The organism is Actinocrispum wychmicini, assembly GCF_004345645.1.
In the GTDB taxonomy this organism is placed as follows: Bacteria; Actinomycetota; Actinomycetes; order Mycobacteriales; family Pseudonocardiaceae; genus Kibdelosporangium; species Kibdelosporangium wychmicini.
Genome location: NZ_SLWS01000022.1, coordinates 137204 through 151693, shown reverse-complemented (window position 1 = coordinate 151693; position 14490 = coordinate 137204). Strand labels below are relative to the sequence as shown.

Annotated in this window: 18 protein-coding genes; 3 read left to right on the top strand and 15 right to left on the bottom strand. The window is 69.0% G+C overall.

Annotated features, from left to right (window positions below; translation table 11 throughout):
* Positions 1 to 130 precede the first annotated feature (130 nt).
* The 7 genes from EV192_RS52375 to EV192_RS52345 all read right to left on the bottom strand — a co-directional run bounded on the left by EV192_RS52375 (position 131) and on the right by EV192_RS52345 (position 6622).
* Positions 131 to 1267: a mandelate racemase/muconate lactonizing enzyme family protein gene (locus EV192_RS52375; RefSeq protein ID WP_132126314.1), complete on the bottom strand. Its 1137-nt coding sequence runs from the start codon at positions 1265 to 1267 to the stop codon at positions 131 to 133.
* Positions 1264 to 2643: an aldehyde dehydrogenase family protein gene (locus EV192_RS52370; RefSeq protein WP_132126313.1), complete on the bottom strand. Its 1380-nt coding sequence runs from the start codon at positions 2641 to 2643 to the stop codon at positions 1264 to 1266. Before EV192_RS52370 ends, EV192_RS52375 begins: the two co-directional genes overlap by 4 nt.
* Positions 2640 to 3200 (bottom strand): thiamine pyrophosphate-dependent enzyme, encoded by a 561-nt coding sequence (locus EV192_RS52365; RefSeq protein WP_132126312.1) that lies wholly within the window; start codon positions 3198 to 3200, stop codon positions 2640 to 2642. The genes EV192_RS52370 and EV192_RS52365 overlap by 4 nt, the downstream gene beginning before the upstream one ends.
* Positions 3197 to 3733 carry a thiamine pyrophosphate-binding protein gene (locus tag EV192_RS52360; protein WP_132126311.1) on the bottom strand — a complete coding sequence of 179 codons (537 nt, stop codon included), beginning with the start codon at positions 3731 to 3733 and terminating at the stop codon, positions 3197 to 3199. The genes EV192_RS52365 and EV192_RS52360 overlap by 4 nt, the downstream gene beginning before the upstream one ends.
* Positions 3734 to 3839: 106 nt before the next feature.
* The gene (locus EV192_RS52355) at positions 3840 to 4538 is read right to left on the bottom strand and encodes a GntR family transcriptional regulator (RefSeq protein WP_132126310.1); all 699 of its coding nucleotides are present in this window, start codon (positions 4536 to 4538) and stop codon (positions 3840 to 3842) included.
* Positions 4539 to 4549: 11 nt separating this feature from the next.
* Positions 4550 to 5869, bottom strand: coding sequence for an MFS transporter (locus EV192_RS52350; protein WP_132126309.1), 1320 nt, complete (start codon positions 5867 to 5869; stop codon positions 4550 to 4552).
* Positions 5870 to 6031: 162 nt separating this feature from the next.
* Entirely contained in the window at positions 6032 to 6622 is a 591-nt protein-coding gene (locus EV192_RS52345; protein ID WP_132126308.1) for a TetR/AcrR family transcriptional regulator, read from the bottom strand.
* 86 nt (positions 6623 to 6708) lie between these two features.
* Here EV192_RS52345 and EV192_RS52340 point away from each other — a divergent pair, with 86 nt between their 5' ends.
* Positions 6709 to 7539 carry an SDR family NAD(P)-dependent oxidoreductase gene (locus tag EV192_RS52340; protein ID WP_132126307.1) on the top strand — a complete coding sequence of 277 codons (831 nt, stop codon included), beginning with the start codon at positions 6709 to 6711 and terminating at the stop codon, positions 7537 to 7539.
* Here the strand turns inward: EV192_RS52340 and EV192_RS52335 are convergent.
* Positions 7517 to 8104: a TetR/AcrR family transcriptional regulator gene (locus tag EV192_RS52335; protein ID WP_132126306.1), complete on the bottom strand. Its 588-nt coding sequence runs from the start codon at positions 8102 to 8104 to the stop codon at positions 7517 to 7519. The genes EV192_RS52340 and EV192_RS52335 overlap by 23 nt on opposite strands.
* 91 nt (positions 8105 to 8195) lie before the next feature.
* On the opposite strand from EV192_RS52335, the gene EV192_RS52330 reads away from it, so the two are divergent.
* Positions 8196 to 8963, top strand: a complete 768-nt coding sequence (locus EV192_RS52330; RefSeq protein ID WP_132126322.1) for a class I SAM-dependent methyltransferase — start codon at positions 8196 to 8198, stop codon at positions 8961 to 8963.
* Here the strand turns inward: EV192_RS52330 and EV192_RS52325 are convergent.
* The 3 genes from EV192_RS52325 to EV192_RS52315 form a co-directional block, all read right to left on the bottom strand.
* On the bottom strand, positions 8941 to 9336 hold the full coding sequence (locus EV192_RS52325) for a hypothetical protein (protein WP_132126305.1): 396 nt from the start codon (positions 9334 to 9336) through the stop codon (positions 8941 to 8943). The two genes, EV192_RS52330 and EV192_RS52325, sit on opposite strands and share 23 nt — an antisense overlap.
* Positions 9337 to 9425: 89 nt before the next feature.
* Entirely contained in the window at positions 9426 to 9821 is a 396-nt protein-coding gene (locus EV192_RS52320; RefSeq protein WP_132126304.1) for a VOC family protein, read from the bottom strand.
* Positions 9814 to 10131, bottom strand: a complete 318-nt coding sequence (locus tag EV192_RS52315) for an ArsR/SmtB family transcription factor (RefSeq protein ID WP_243727635.1) — start codon at positions 10129 to 10131, stop codon at positions 9814 to 9816. The genes EV192_RS52320 and EV192_RS52315 overlap by 8 nt, the downstream gene beginning before the upstream one ends.
* A gap of 131 nt (positions 10132 to 10262) precedes the next feature.
* Between EV192_RS52315 and EV192_RS52310 the strand changes: the two genes are divergently transcribed.
* The gene (locus EV192_RS52310) at positions 10263 to 12356 is read left to right on the top strand and encodes a phosphocholine-specific phospholipase C (protein WP_132126302.1); all 2094 of its coding nucleotides are present in this window, start codon (positions 10263 to 10265) and stop codon (positions 12354 to 12356) included.
* Here the strand turns inward: EV192_RS52310 and EV192_RS52305 are convergent.
* The 4 genes from EV192_RS52305 to EV192_RS52295 are packed head-to-tail and all read right to left on the bottom strand — an operon-like array spanning position 12329 to position 14490.
* Positions 12329 to 12811 (bottom strand): ApeI family dehydratase, encoded by a 483-nt coding sequence (locus tag EV192_RS52305; protein WP_132126301.1) that lies wholly within the window; start codon positions 12809 to 12811, stop codon positions 12329 to 12331. The genes EV192_RS52310 and EV192_RS52305 overlap by 28 nt on opposite strands.
* 34 nt (positions 12812 to 12845) lie before the next feature.
* On the bottom strand, positions 12846 to 13670 hold the full coding sequence (locus tag EV192_RS57085) for a beta-ketoacyl-[acyl-carrier-protein] synthase family protein (RefSeq protein WP_207926977.1): 825 nt from the start codon (positions 13668 to 13670) through the stop codon (positions 12846 to 12848).
* On the bottom strand, positions 13667 to 14047 hold the full coding sequence (locus tag EV192_RS57080; RefSeq protein ID WP_207926976.1) for a beta-ketoacyl synthase N-terminal-like domain-containing protein: 381 nt from the start codon (positions 14045 to 14047) through the stop codon (positions 13667 to 13669). Before EV192_RS57080 ends, EV192_RS57085 begins: the two co-directional genes overlap by 4 nt.
* Positions 14044 to 14490 carry a 3-hydroxyacyl-ACP dehydratase FabZ family protein gene (locus tag EV192_RS52295; RefSeq protein WP_132126300.1) on the bottom strand — a complete coding sequence of 149 codons (447 nt, stop codon included), beginning with the start codon at positions 14488 to 14490 and terminating at the stop codon, positions 14044 to 14046. Before EV192_RS52295 ends, EV192_RS57080 begins: the two co-directional genes overlap by 4 nt.

Sequence of the window (14490 nt, the reverse complement as noted above, 5' to 3'; positions counted from 1 at the left end):
ACACGGGAGGGAGACACCACGACCAAACAACCCAACCACACCAGCAAAATACGACAACAGACTCCCTCTTGGCGGCCTGCCCGAGCGGCGAGCGAACATCTGTCAGCAGTCCTGGAAGGGCGACACGACCTCAGGAACTAACCTCGTACTTCGAAACCACAGCCTCATCAAGCAAGATGCCAAGCCCTGGACGACCAGGCACGAGAACACGATTGTCCTGATATCGCAGCCGAGTCTCCGGGGTCAGCAGTCGTTCGAAGTTGTAGATTCCCTTTTCCGCGGCGAAGTATTCGACTACCAGGGTATTGGTTGTTGCGGCGCAGAGGTGGGTGTGGAGGTTGTGGTGCCAGTGGGGGGCCATTTGGAGGGCGAAGGTGTCTGCTGTGTGGGCTACTCTTAGCCATTCGGTGATTCCGCCGACTACTGCGGCGTCGGTTTGGAGGATGGGGGCGGCGCCGGCTTCGATCAGGGCGCGGAAGTCCCAGCGGGTTTGGTGGATCTCGCCGGTCGCGATGGGGGTTCGGACCTGTCGGGACAGTTCGGCGTGGCCGGCGATCGCCTCGGGGGACAGCGGTTCCTCGAACCACCATAGTGGATGGTCGCCGGCGGCGCGTTCGAAGGCTTCGATGGCGATTCGGGCTTCGCGGACCGACAGGTAGGCGTTGTTGGCGTCCAACGCGAGGCGGCCGTTGTCGCCGATCGCGGACAGGGCCGCCGCGACCCGTTGGGCGTCCTCGGCCACGGACAGGCCGCCGACCTTGATTTTGTGGTCCGTGAAGCCTTGGCCGATATTGAACGCGATCTCGGCGGTGACGGCGTCGGTCCATGAGCCGTCGTCCGGCCGGTAGTAGCCGCCCGACGCGTACGCCGGCAGTGGTTCCATCGATCCGCCGAGCAGCTTCGCCAATGGTTGTCCGGCGCGTTTGGCTTTCAGGTCCCACAATGCTATGTCCACTGCGGACAGTGCGCGGATGACGGCGCCGCGTCGGCCGGCGAGCAGCGTTTCCTGGTATGCCCGCTGCCAGAGGCCGTAGATGTCGTCCTGGTCGGCGCCCAGGTAGACTGGGGCGAGCAGGTCGTCGACCGCGGTCTTGGTCAGGAAACCGCCCGCGGTGCCGGCGTAGGTGTAGCCGATGCCGGTGGCACCTGTGTCGTCGACGATCTCCACCAGCACGTAGTGCCGGTCGCTGAGGTCGCGATTGGACATTCTGGTGGGCCGGTCGACCGGGATCGACACGGCACGGGACCGGATGTGGGTGATGGTCACTGAACAGTCCTCACTCCCGACGCGGCGGTGCGTACCGCCTGGACGTTGGCGAACTCGAAGGCGCCGTGCGCGCCCAACTCGCGGCCGTACCCGCTGGCCTTGACACCGCCGACGGGCAGCCGTGGGTCGGACTCGGAGATCCGGTTGACGAAGACCGACCCGGCGGCCAGACGCCGGCCGACAGCGTCCGCGCGATCCGGGTCACGGGTCCAGACCGAGCTGCTCAGGCCGTAGACCGACGAGTTCGCGACCTCGACCGCGGCGTCCTCGGAGTCCACGGCGAGCAGCGCGGCAAGCGGCCCAAAGGTCTCCTCACGGAACGCGACCGAGGACGCGTCCGCAACTTCGACCAGAGTCGGCGGAAACCACGCGCCGGGGCGGGAATCCGAGCCGCCCGCCAGGAGCGTCGCACCGCCCGCGAGCGCGGAGTCCAGTTGGCGACGCAACTCGTCACGAAGATCGACACGGGCCATCGGGCCGATGTCCGTGCCCGCAGCCATCGGGTCGCCGACAACGAGCGCGCGCAACGAGGCGAGCACGGCATCGACGAACGAGTCCCGGACCGAACGCGCGACGATCAAACGCTTCGCCGCGATACAACTCTGCCCGACGTTGAGGAAACGCGACCGGACCGCCGCGGCAGCCGCCGCCGGCACGTCCGCGTCGTCCAGCACCAGGAACGGATCCGAACCACCGAGTTCGAGCACGGCCTTCTTGGCGGCGGCCCCGGCGCGAGCCCCCACCATGGCCCCGACCCGGTTGCTGCCGGTGAACGCCACCGCGGCGACGCGAGAGTCGTCAATGAGCGGCCCGATCCGTTCCGGCGGCAACAGAACCACATTCACCACGCCGACGCCGAAGACCTCGGTGAACAGATCCTGAACCGCGACAGCGCATCCGGTCACGTTGTCCGCGTGCTTGAGGACAACGGTGTCACCGATCGCGACCGCGGCCAACACCGCACGGAACACCTGCCAGAACGGATAGTTCCACGGCATGATCGCCAGGATCACCCCCAGCGGCCGAAGCCGGACGTACCCGGTGTCCGATCCGAGCGAAACGTGTTGCGGTGCAAGCAGATCATCCACACGATCGGCGTAGTACTCGCAAGCGGCCGCGCATTTCTCGATCTCGGCGCGAGCCTGATCGAGTGGCTTGCCCATCTCCGTGGTGATCAGCGTCGCGGACCGCTCCACGCTCCCCCGCAACCGATCCGCCAGTTCACGCAGCCGATCCGCCCGCCACGACACGGATTCGCTGTCTCTCCGCCGTAACGAAGCGACCGCGCGGTCCAGCACCGCCTCCAGCTCAGGCTCTGTGGTGAACGGATACGTCCGCAGCGGCGCGCCGTTCGCCGGGTTGACCGTGGTGATCATCGCGCGGCCAGCCAGTCCTGGAACCGGCGACCGACCACGACCGGATTCGCCAGCAGCTTCGGCACTCCGGCGGCGTTGCCGACCTCGATCCGGACGTGCAGCAGCACCGGTCCGTCCACAGTGAGCGCCTGGGTGAACCCCGAACGCAGGTCCTCCGGGGCCGCGGCCCGCTGAACCGTCCAGCCAGACGCCTCAGCCAACGCGCCCAAGTCGACACCGTACGTCGGCAAGTTGGCCGTCGCGCCGTAAACCCCGTTGTCCAGCAACACCATCAGCAACTTGCGCGGCCGCAGATAGCCCGCGGTAGGCAGAACGTTGGGATTCATCAGCAGCGACCCGTCGCCTTCGATCGCCACCACGCGCGGGACCGACTCGGCGACGGTCAGCGCGAGCCCGGTGGCGACCGAGCCGGCCAGTCCCATGGAGTCCAACAGGTACAGGTGGTTGGGACGGTCAGCGACCGCGGCCAGTTCACGGCTGGACGCCGCACACGTCACCACGACCGGCAGGTCCGCGGTGAGGCCCGCGAGGATCTCCAGAGCTTCGATGCGTTTCACGCCATCTCCCCGTCCGTCGCCCAGAACTGCGCCAGCACGACCACCGGCCGGAAGGTCATCCGGGCGTGCGTCCCGGCTTCTCGGACGACGGCCGCCCAGTCGTCCGGTCCGCTGCGCCGGTCCAGGTCGAACACGGGCACGCCGACCTGCTCAAGCAGGCGGGACGCGTGCTGGGAGAACGTGTGGATCATGGAGTTGTACTCGCCGAGGCCGCCCCGGGTGTTCGCCACGATCAGCAGCGGCAGGTGGTACGCGACGGTGAACGTGGTCAACGCGGTGAGCGCGTTGCCGAACCCGTTGTCCTGCATGACGATCGCGCCGAACTTACCGGCCAGCGGCAGGGCGCCGAGCACGCCGACGGCCTCTTCCTCCCGGGAGAGCGGGAAGACCCTGTCGGACACCCCGTCCTGCCCGCCGCTGGTCCCGACCAGTTCGCCGATGACCGGCGCGACGCTGACCGACGGGACGTACCCGACCAGGTCGGCCCCTGCCGCCCACACTCCCTTGGCGACCGCTGCCGCGTATGACGTCAACAGCCCCTCCTTAAGTAACAGGCCACTCAACGCAAGTAACGTACTAGTCAAACTGAGTAGCATGCAACTCTCAGCGAGCTACATCACTTCTACTGGCGGCTGAGGGCTAAGGGGTGGCGATGGCCAGCCAGCGGCGCCATTCGGCGACGAGGCTTCGGTTTTCGTCGCTGCTGTGGGACACCAGCAGGTCGCCGGAACGGACCAGGTGCTTGCGCATCGCTTGTTCCGCGGCCAGACCGTCACGGTTTCGCAGGGCTTCGATGATGTCCCGGTGGTCTTTCAGGGCGATGTCCACCGGTTGGTGGTGGGGGACGCTGTAGCGGCCGTCCAGGGACAGGGTCTGGCGCAGTTCGCCGACGAACTTCGCCAGCCGCTGGTTGCCGCTGGCCCGCAGGATCAGGTCGTGCAGCCGTTCGTCGGCGGCGAAGTAGTCCTGGCTGCCGTCGGCGAGCGTTTCCATGATCGTGTACTCGGCGAGCAACGCCTCGTCGTCCCGGGCCGTCATGACGGCCGCGGCGCTCCGGCAGGCAGGTGGCTCCAGCAACACACGGAGGCTGCAGAGTTCGACGATGCCTCGCCCGTCCTGGCCGACCACGCGGGCGCCGCGGTTGCGTTCGATCTTGACCAGACCGAGGTCAGCCAGCCGGAGCAGGGCCTCGCGGACCGGGGTGCGCGAGGCGCCGAACAGCTCCCCGAGCTCACGGGACGAGTACAGGACGCCGCGTTCGAGCCTGCCCGCTCGGATCGCGTCGCGGATGTCCGCGGCGATCTGTTCGGATTTGCTGTCCACCGCGTCTGCCGTCACCGTGCGACATTCTACGGCCCGGCTGTGACACGCCGCCGCCGGGCGAACCAGCCGATCACGATCAGGGCCAGCGCGTTGGCCGAGATCATCACGCCGATGGACAGGCCAGCGTTGCCGCCGGTCGCGTCCTGGATCCAGCCCACCGCGAACGGGCTGACGAAGCCGGCCGCGTTGCCCAGCGAGTTGATCAGCGCGATGCCGCTGGCCGCGCCCACCCCGGCCAGGTACGCCGTGGGCAGTGACCAGAACAACGGCTTCGCTGTCTGCGCGGCCATGGTGGCCACCGTGATCGCGGCGAACGCGAGCATCGGCGTGCCCAGGCTCACCGAGGTGATCACGAAGGTGATCAGGGACAGGACCAGCGCGACGAGCACCGGTTTGGCGGACCGCTCGTCCCGGACCCTGCGGCCCACCAGGTACATGCACACCGCGGCCATGATGAACGGCACCGCGGACAGCCAGCCGACCTGGACCGTGCTCAGGCCCTTGCCGATGTCCTTGATGACCGACGGCATCCAGTACGTCAACGGGTAGGCCCCGCACAGCACCAGGAAGTACGCCACGGAAAGCCAGATGACCTTCTTGTTGCGCAGGACCGCGCGGTGGCCCGCCGGTGCCGCGGCGGCCCGCTCCTTCTCCTCGGTGGCCAGCGTCGTGGTCAGCCACTCACGTTCGGCTTCGGTGAGCCAACGCGCCTGCGACGGCTTGTCGGTGACTGCGAAGAAGAACACGACCCCCAGGATGACTGCGGGGACGCCGCCCACGATGAACACCCACCGCCAGCCCTCCCAGCCGAACACGCCGTCGAACGCGGACAGGATCCACCCGTTGAGCGGGCTGCCCAGGGCGCTGGCCAACGGGATGGACATCATCACCGTGGCGATCACCTTGGCGCGCTGCCGGTTCGGGTACCAGTGCGCCAGGTAGAGGATGATGCCGGGGAAGAACCCCGCCTCGGCCACGCCGAGCAGGAAACGCATCGCGTAGAGCACTTCCACGTTGGGCGCCACCGCGGTGAACGCGGCGATGATCCCCCAGGTCACCAGGATCCGGCAGAGCCAGATCCGGGCGCCCACCCTGGCCATGATGATGTTGCTGGGCACCTCGGCCAGGATGTAGCCGAGGAAGAAGATGCCGGCCGCGAAGCCGTACTGGGCGCCGCTCATCTCGAACGTGCGCTCCATGCCGAACTTGGCGAAGCCGATGTTGATCCGGTCGATGTAGCTGACCAGGTAGCCGAGCACCAGCAGCGGAACGACCCGCCGGGTCACCTTCCGCGTGGTGCTGGCCGCCAGTAAGTCCTCGGGTGACCGGGGGATCACACGCGTCATCTTCCCTCCGTTGGGTCAATGCCGACAGATCGTTAGCAGGCCACTACCACTAAGTGACATGCCTCTCTAATGAAGTAGCATGCTACATAGCGGCAGTGGCGCACTCAAGATGTCGCGGCTACGAGGGCGCGGCGGTCCAACTCGGTGTTGCGGGGGCGCCGATCAGTTGGGTGTCGCGGCGAGCGTGTCGATCCACCGTTCGAGGTGCCGCACCTGGCCGGTCATCAGGCTCGGGTCGCGCATCGAGTTGGCCAGCAACGCACCGCCTTGGACACCGGCGACCAGGGCGATCGCGTTCTCCCGCGCGTGCCGTGGGGTCAGGTGCCGGAACTGGGTCTCCGTCCAGTCCAGGATCCGCTGGATGGGTTCGGCCGCTTCGACGTCGATGCCGTCGTCGCGCCGGTCCAACTCCGAGACGAGCGTGCCGAACGGGCAGCCGTACCGGGCGACGACGTCCCGCATCTGGTCCCACTGGCTCACCAGGGCCTTCAGCCGGCCCGCGGGCGATGGCAGGGCCGACACCAGGCCGAGCATCGCCCCGACCTGGTCGGCCTGCGTCCGGATCACGGCTCTGACCAGGTCGTCCTTGGTCTTGAAGTAGTAGTAGACGTTTCCAACGGGCACGTCCGCGGCGTGCGCGATGTCGGCGATCGTGGTGGCGCTGACGCCGTTGCGGTGCAGCAGGTCCGCCGCGCTCGCCACGAGGCGGTCGCGTTTGCCGGGGCGGCTGGTCACAGGTGTTGAGTCAGTCATCTCACTGAAGACCCTAGCTCGCGTGTGCGGAAGGCTGGTAGCGTCGAATTAGTCAGTCAACTAACTCACTTGGACGAAGGAGCATCGTGGCCACCCTCTCCGCCTATGGACCGTGGGCCGTCATCACCGGAGCATCCTCCGGCATCGGCCTGGAATTCGCCGAACAGTTCGCCGCGGCCGGGCTCAACCTCGTCCTCGCCGCACGTTCCACCGACCGGCTCGCGGCCCTGGGCCGGCGGCTGTCCACCGCCCACGACATCGATCACCGGGTCGTCACCGTCGACCTCGGTGACCCCGAGGGCGCGACCAGCCTCGTCGACGCGACCGAGGACCTCGACGTGGGACTGCTGATCTCCAACGCCGGCACCGGACGCCCCGGCCGCTTCCTCGACCAGGACCTGTCCGACCTGCACGACAGGCTGACCGTCAACGCCACCGCCCACCTCGACCTCGCCCATGCCTTCGGCCGCCGGTTCGTCCAGCGCGGCAGCGGCGCCATGGTGCTGGTCTCCGCGCTCGGTGCGATGCACGGCGTGCCGAACCTGGCCCACGAGAGCGCCTCCAAGGCCTACATCCTGCACCTCGGCGAGGCCCTGCACCACGAGCTTCGCCCGGCCGGCGTCCAGGTCACGGTCATGCTCCCGGGCCCGGTCGACACCCCGACGCTGGACCAGTTCGGGTTCGACCGGACGCGGATGCCGATGCGTCCGCAGTCGGCCGCAGCCGCCGTCCGGCAGACCATCCAGGGCCTGGTCGCCGGGCACGCCACGGTCGTGCCCGACCGACGGCTCGGCATCATCACCCGGCTCACTCCACACCGCGTGTACACCCGGATGAACGGCCGCATGATGGGTCAGGCCGCCGCCACCCTGGCCGCGCGCGAGGCGAGGAAGGCTACGCCAGAACGCCGGCCATGACGGTGGTGACCATCCTGCGGACGGTGTCGGGTTCGGGCGGGGTGCCGGTCCGGTCGGCGAACACGAGATGCCCACTGCCGATCAGGGTGGGCGCGAGCACGTCGACGTCGGCCTCCGCCGCGATCCGGCCGAGGTCGCGTTCGGCGGCGAGGTAGGCGACGAGCATGGCGCCGGCCTCGTTCAGCAGCGGGATGCCGGTCGGTGTGGCTTTCCGCAGGCGGGCCCGCAGTTCGTCGCGGAAGATGATGAGGCTGACGATCGCCACCGCGACCGACCCGAACAACGCGGTCAACGCGCCGGTGAGGTTGTCGACGACGGTGTTGGTTCCCGCCGCGGCGCGCAGTGCTTCCGACTCCTCCGTGAGACGGACGATCCGGTCCTGCACGAGTTCGGCGAGAAAGGCGTCGAAGTCGTCGAAATGCTTGTGCAGCACGCCTTTGGCGCAGCCCGCCTCGGTGGTGACCGCCCGGCTGGTCAGCGCGCTCGGCCCGGCGCGAAGCAGAACGCGCTCGGCGGCGCCGAACAACTGCTCGCGCACGTCTCGGATCGCCAGCCCTGTCGGCATCGCGCAGGTCCTCCCGGTTGCTGAGTGGGCGCTTGCCCACTAAGGTGGGCACATGCCCACCTTACCGTCGGAGTCACACCAGCACCGTCAGATGGCGGAGTCGTTCGGCACGGATCCCGAGCGTTACGACCGCGCCCGGCCCCGTTACCCGGACGCCCTGATCGACCGGATCGTGGCCGCCGGCCCTGGCCGCGACGTCGTCGACATCCTGGACGTCGGCTGTGGTACCGGCATCGTGTCCCGGCAGTTCCAGGCGGCCGGCTGCCGGGTGCTCGGGGTCGAGCCCGACGCGCGGATGGCCGACTTCGCGCGGCGCGGCGGAGTCGAGGTCGACGTGGCCACGTTCGAGGCATGGGAGCCGGCCGGCCGCGTGTTCGACGCGGTCGTCGCCGGCCAGGCGTGGCACTGGGTGGACCCGGTCGCGGGCGCGGCCAAGGCGGCACAGGTACTGCGCCCCGGCGGCCTGCTGGCGGTGTTCGCGCACGTCTTCGAGCCGCCGCCGACGGTGGCCGAGGCGTTCACCGCGGCCTTTCGACGGGTATTGCCGGACGCGCCGTTCACCAGCCAGGCGGCCACGCCGATGGCGGACATCTACCAGACGATGTTCGCCAAGTTCGCGGACGGCATCCGCGAGGCGGGCGGGTTGGCCGAGCCCGAGCAATGGCGTTTCGAGTGGGAGCAGCACTACACCCGGGACGAGTGGCTGGACCTGTTGCCCACCACCGGCGGGCTCACCCGCGTGCCGCCGGACGCGCTCGCCGACGTGCTGACCGAGGTCGGCGCCGCCGTCGACGCGTTGGGCGGCGGGTTCACGATGCAGTACGCCACGCTGGCGGTCAGCGCGGTGCTGCCCGAGTGAACACGGCACCCACCACGCCAGACAGCGCACCGACCAGCAGCACCGGAATCAGGAACGTGACAGCGAACATCGCCCAGTTGCCTGGTGTCGGCGACGGGCGCGTCGCGACCGAGTAGACCAACGCGGCCACCGACACGATCACGAAGCCGGTGCCCGCCGCGCCGGCACCGGCGAACAGACCCGCTTCCACTCGCCCGCCGCGGGCGGCCCGGTATCCGGACACAGCGAACGCCGGGCTGAACAGAACGACGGCGATCAACGGGATCGGGGCATCCCAGTCCCGCATCAGGTAGCCGACCAACGACATGAACAGGCCGCACAGGACTCCGTCCGGGTACACCCCGCGCGACCATCCACTCCACGTGTGTTCCACGCGCGAAAGCCTGGCAGGCGGCGGCAGGCCGGGACACCGCCGAAACGGGGGCCCTGCTACTCGCTCATCGGGGCGAATGTAACGCTGACTCAGCCCGGGTAGCCGGTGCCCGCTTCGACGAAGCACAGCTGGTTGCCCCATGGATCGTCCACATAGAACGACCGCTCTCCCCAGGGGCGCACGGAGATCTCGCCACCCGGTTCGCCGTGCACGTCCGCCGCCGACAGGCAGCCGAGGTCCCGGGCGCGGGCGAACACGGCGTCCAGGTCGCGGACGGTGAAGTACAGCGACTTCGGCAGCGGGTGGACCGGGCCGCTGCCGGACACGTCGAGCACTTGCAGGGTCACCGAGCCGCAGGTGAAGTAGACGCGCTCGCCCGCCTGCCTGCGGCCGGCGACCCCGAGCAGGGTGGCGTAGAACGTGGCCGCCTTGTCGAGGTCGGCCACCTCGACGTTGAGCCGGAACAGCACCGGTGTGTCAGTCATGGGATTCCTTCTCGTCTCGGCCGAACCAGGTGAGCCAGTCGGTCACCAGGTCGATCCGCTCGCGGTTGAGCCGGTAGGTCCTGGTCCGGCCGTGTTTCTCGGTCGTCACCAGGCCGGCCTCGTCCAGCACCTGCAGGTGCCGGGAGATGGTCGGCCAGGCGTGCTCGAACATCCGGGCGATGTCGCCCGCGCCCATCGCGCCGCCTTCGAAGTAGACGGTGACGAGGATCTGCCGCCGGGTCGGGTGGGCCAACGCGGCGAAGATCTTGTCGTAGGCGGACGTCAGCCCGTCGTCCGCGGTGTCCTGCACGAGGACAATTATTAGCATACTCGCTAACTATCTGTCCAGCCGGGAAGTTCACCCCAACGTGGGCTGCCGGTCATGTCGGCGTGATGGGTTACCGCTCGGACTTGTTGATCACGAGATGGAGGCGGCGCGTCATGGTCGAACTGAGCCGGCGGCGGTTTCTGGGTGGGTCGGCGGCCGCTGTGGGAGCCATGGCGTTGCCGGGGGCCATCGGGAAGGCGTTCGCGGTGGAGCCCGAAGTGCGGGCCGGCACCATCAAGGACGTCGGCCACGTGGTGATCCTGATGCAGGAGAACCGGTCCTTCGACCACTACTTCGGCACCATGCGGGGCGTGCGCGGATTCGGCGACCCACGGCCGTGGATCCTGCCGAACGGCCGCGATGTGTGGCACCAGCCACCCGCGTCCGTACAAACCGCGCGCTACCACAACCGTGGGCTGCCTTCGAACGCCGAGTACGTGCTGCCGTTCGACATCGACTCGGTGCGGACCAGCGAGCACATCGACGGCACCGACCACGGCTGGAGCACCGGCCACCTGGCGTGGCACGAAGGACGCCACGACCAGTGGGTGAACCAGAAACAGGACGTCCTGGCCATGGCGCACCTGTCCAAAGAGGAGAACAGCTACCACCGGGCGTTGGCCGAGGCGTTCACCATCTGCGACGCCTACTTCTGCTCCATCCACGCGGACACCGCGCCGAACCGCATCTACCTGTGGACCGGCACGATCGACGCGCAGAACTCGTTGGGACGCAAGAAGAACGGCCCCGGGCTGGAAGAACGCAACGGCGACAACGGGTACACGTGGACCACCTACCCGGAGCGGCTGCAGCAGCGCGGGATCACGTGGAAGGTGTACCAGGGCGGCACCGGTGTGCCGGGTCAGCCGACCGACAACTACACCGACAACTCGCTGGAGTTCTTCGCGAACTTCCAGCGGGCCGAGGGCGCGTCCGGGCCGCTGGTCGACCTCGGCGCCAGCAACCACACGCTGGCCGAGCTGAAGCAGGACGTGCTGTCCGGCAACCTGCCCGCGGTGTCGTGGGTGGTGGCTCCCTACAAGTACAGCGAACACCCGTCGGCGTCGCCGACCGATGGCGCCTACTACATCGACACCGTGCTCGACGCGCTCACCGCGGACCCGAAGGTGTGGGCGAAAACGGTCCTGATCCTCAACTACGACGAGAACGACGGCTTCTTCGACCACGTGGTGCCGCCGATGCCGCCGGTGACGAACAAGCCGGGCACCGACGGCCTGGTGTCCGCGTCGCTGGCCGCGTCCCTGCCCGAGGAGATCCTGGACCTGGACAAGTATCCGGGCGAGGCCGGGCCGATCATCCCCGGCGCGGACCCGCTCGGCCGGCAGCCGATCGGCCTCGGGCCGCGGGTTCCGCTGCTGGTCGTGTCGCCGTGGACGAAGGGCGGCTGGGTGTGCTCGGAGGTGTTCGACCACACGTCCGTGCTGCGGTTCCTGGAGAAACGGTTCGACCTGCCGGAGCCCAACATCAGCGCGTGGCGGCGGTCGGTGTGCGGCGACCTGACGTCCGCGTTCGACTTCGCCCGCAAGGACATCGGCGCGGTCGCGCTCGACCCGCCCGCGCCGATCAACGGCCGCGGCGAGCCGTTCTCAGTGCCCGCGGTGCAGTCCATGCCGCGCCAGGAACCGGGTGTGCGCCGGGCCAGGGCGCTCCCCTACCGCTTCGGTGTCCGGGTCACCGACCGGTCACGGTCCCGGTTCACGTTGGCGTTCACCAACTCCGGGTCGGCGGGCTGCTACTTCTACGTCCGCGACGGCCTCGCCCCGACCGCGGCACCCCGGCGGTACCAGGTCGCCGCCGGTGAGTCCGTGCGGGACACCTGGACCATCGACGGCCGCTACCAGTTCGGGGTGTGGGGCGCGAACGGATACCTGGCCGAGTTCGCCGGCGGCAACCCGTACGAGGTCCAGGCCGCGATCGACGAGGACGCCGACTCAGTGACCCTGGTGCTCACCAACCCGAGCTGGCTGCCCCGACGCGTCACGGTCACCGACTCCTACCAGAACCGCCCGTGCACGGTGTGGGTGCTGCCGGGGTGGCCGGCGCGCCTCCCGTGGAACACGCGGGCCAGTCACGGCTGGTACGACCTGACTGTCAGCGAACCCGGCAACAACGTCTACCGCCGGCGGTTCGCCGGACACCACGAGAACGGCAAGCCCAGCTACAGCGACCCCGCGGTCCGCGGCTGAATCCTGCTCCGGGCGGCGCGTACCGCGTTGCGCAACGCGGTACGTGCCTGCCTGGGCTTGGACGCGCCGGGCGGTGCCAGCACGCCGGCCTGGACCAAAGCGCCGTAGAAGTCCGACTCCTGCCACAGGCTCACCAGCCGTCCACTGTGGTCGATTCGGACCAGGACCAGTTCGGTGAGCCGAAGAACACGGCCGGTCGGCGGGAACACCCCGGCGAGCCGGCCGCGGTGCGTTCCGGTTTCGATCTCGATGTCCACCTCGTCGCCGGGTCGCGCGAACCGGCGGTACCGCACCTTGTCCGCACCGGTCAGCATCCAGTCGACACCCACGGCCAACCTGGCCACCTCCACCATGTCGTCGAGCAGCAGCACCCCGGGCTGGACCGGGAACCGGGGGAAGTGCGTGGCAAATACGTCCAAAGTAGACGGTAGGTGGCGGACCGCCCTGGCCCGCACCCCGGTTCGACCGACACCACCCGGTCCAGGCTCGTCATGTCACCACCAGACACGCGTTGGTGCCGCCGAAGGCGAAGCTGTTGACGAGCGTCGCGCGGACCCGGCCCGGCCGGGCGACCTGGGGGACGTAGTCCAGGTCCAGCCGGGGATCCGGATGGTCCAGGTTGATCGTCGGCGGCACCACCTGGTCCCGCAGCGCCCCCAGCAGGTTCACCCCGGCCGCGGCCGACGTCAGGTGGCCGGTCATCGACTTCGGCGAACTGATCAGGACGTTGGCCGCATGCGCGCCGAACACCTCTTTGATGGCCGCGGTCTCGCTCACGTCGTTGCCCGGCGTGCCGGTCCCGTGCGCCGCGATGTAGTCGATCTCGGCCGGCGCCAGCCCGGACTCGGTGATCGCGTCCCGCATCGCCGCGATCGCACCACCGCCGTCCGGCGGCGCGTCGGTGATCCGGTAGGCGTTCAACGTGGAGCCGTAACCACGGATCTCACCGTGCACGCGGGCCCCACGGGCGGCGGCGCTGGCCTCGTCCTCCAAGATCACCATCACCGCGCCTTCACCGACGACGAATCCGGAACGACGGGCGTCAAAAGGTCGCGAACCGCGCTCGGGTTCGTCGTTGTGTTCCGTGGTCAGCGCGCGCAGCAAGGAGAATCCGAGGACGTCGAGCCAGGACGTCAGCGCGTCGAACCCGCCGGCGAGCATCACCTGGCTGTCGCCGTCCTGGATCATGCGGTACGCCTCGCCGATCGCGTGCGCGGCGCCCGCGCACGCGGTGCTCACGCTGATCATCGGTCCACGACAGCCCGCGATGTCCGCGAGCGCTGCCACGGCGACGTTCTGCTCACGGAGACTCACCGCGCGGGGATCCTGCCGGGGAACCGTCCGGCGGCGACAACGGCGGACATGTCGACCAGTTCCTGGAGTTCGGGGCGGCCAACCGTGCCGCCGACCGCCGCGCCCCGCCGGTACGGGTCGACGTCCCACCACCCGGCGCCCGCGTCGCGAATCGCCTCGCATGCGGCCGTCAACCCGAAGGCCGCCGCCCGTGACATGCCCGCGACCGGCCGGAAATCCCGGACCTGGCCGGCGATCCGGACGTCGAACGCGCTCGCGTCGAACCGGTCGAGCCGGCCGATCCCGCTGCGCCCGGCCCGCAGGCCCTGCCAGCTGCTCGCCGCGTCGTTGCCCAGCGGGGTGACCGCACCCACGCCGGTGATCACGACGCGCGTCACGACGCGTCCCGCAGGAGCCGGTCGTGGGTCCGACGTACGTCGTCGAGATCCTCGAGTTCGGCGGTCGGACGCAACGCGCACAGGATCGTGTCCGCCCGCAACACCACCCGTCCGTCCACCTTGGCCGCACCGGACAGCGCCGCCCGCTCCGCGCCGAACGACTCGACTTCCCCGCACAGCCGCAGGGTGTCGCCGGGTCGGACCGGACCGGTGAACGTGACCGCGTCGATGGACAGCAGGACCGCGCGCAGCCGCAGTCCGGTCGACGCCATCACCAGCCAGCTTCCGGCCTGGCACAACGACTCCAGCACGAGCGGCGCCGGCATCTCCGGGCCACGGCCCTGGTCGCGCCAGTGGCTTTCGTGGTGCGACGTCAGCTTGCGTGCCCGCACCAGGCGATGCGGTTGGAGTTCGTCGATCCGGTCGACCAGATGGAACCGCAT

What these genes read in the sequence shown, in the direction of transcription:
- EV192_RS52370 (WP_132126313.1), bottom strand. Translation starts at nt 2,643, where the DNA reads ATGATCACCACGGTCAACCCGGCGAACGGCGCGCCGCTGCGGACGTAT.
- EV192_RS52350 (WP_132126309.1), bottom strand. Translation starts at nt 5,869, where the DNA reads ATGACGCGTGTGATCCCCCGGTCACCCGAGGACTTACTGGCGGCCAGC.
- EV192_RS52345 (WP_132126308.1), bottom strand. Translation starts at nt 6,622, where the DNA reads ATGACTGACTCAACACCTGTGACCAGCCGCCCCGGCAAACGCGACCGC.
- EV192_RS52335 (WP_132126306.1), bottom strand. Translation starts at nt 8,104, where the DNA reads ATGCCGACAGGGCTGGCGATCCGAGACGTGCGCGAGCAGTTGTTCGGC.
- EV192_RS52330 (WP_132126322.1), top strand. Translation starts at nt 8,196, where the DNA reads ATGGCGGAGTCGTTCGGCACGGATCCCGAGCGTTACGACCGCGCCCGG.
- EV192_RS52320 (WP_132126304.1), bottom strand. Translation starts at nt 9,821, where the DNA reads ATGACTGACACACCGGTGCTGTTCCGGCTCAACGTCGAGGTGGCCGAC.
- EV192_RS52310 (WP_132126302.1), top strand. Translation starts at nt 10,263, where the DNA reads ATGGTCGAACTGAGCCGGCGGCGGTTTCTGGGTGGGTCGGCGGCCGCT.
- EV192_RS52295 (WP_132126300.1), bottom strand. Translation starts at nt 14,490, where the DNA reads ATGCGGTTCCATCTGGTCGACCGGATCGACGAACTCCAACCGCATCGC.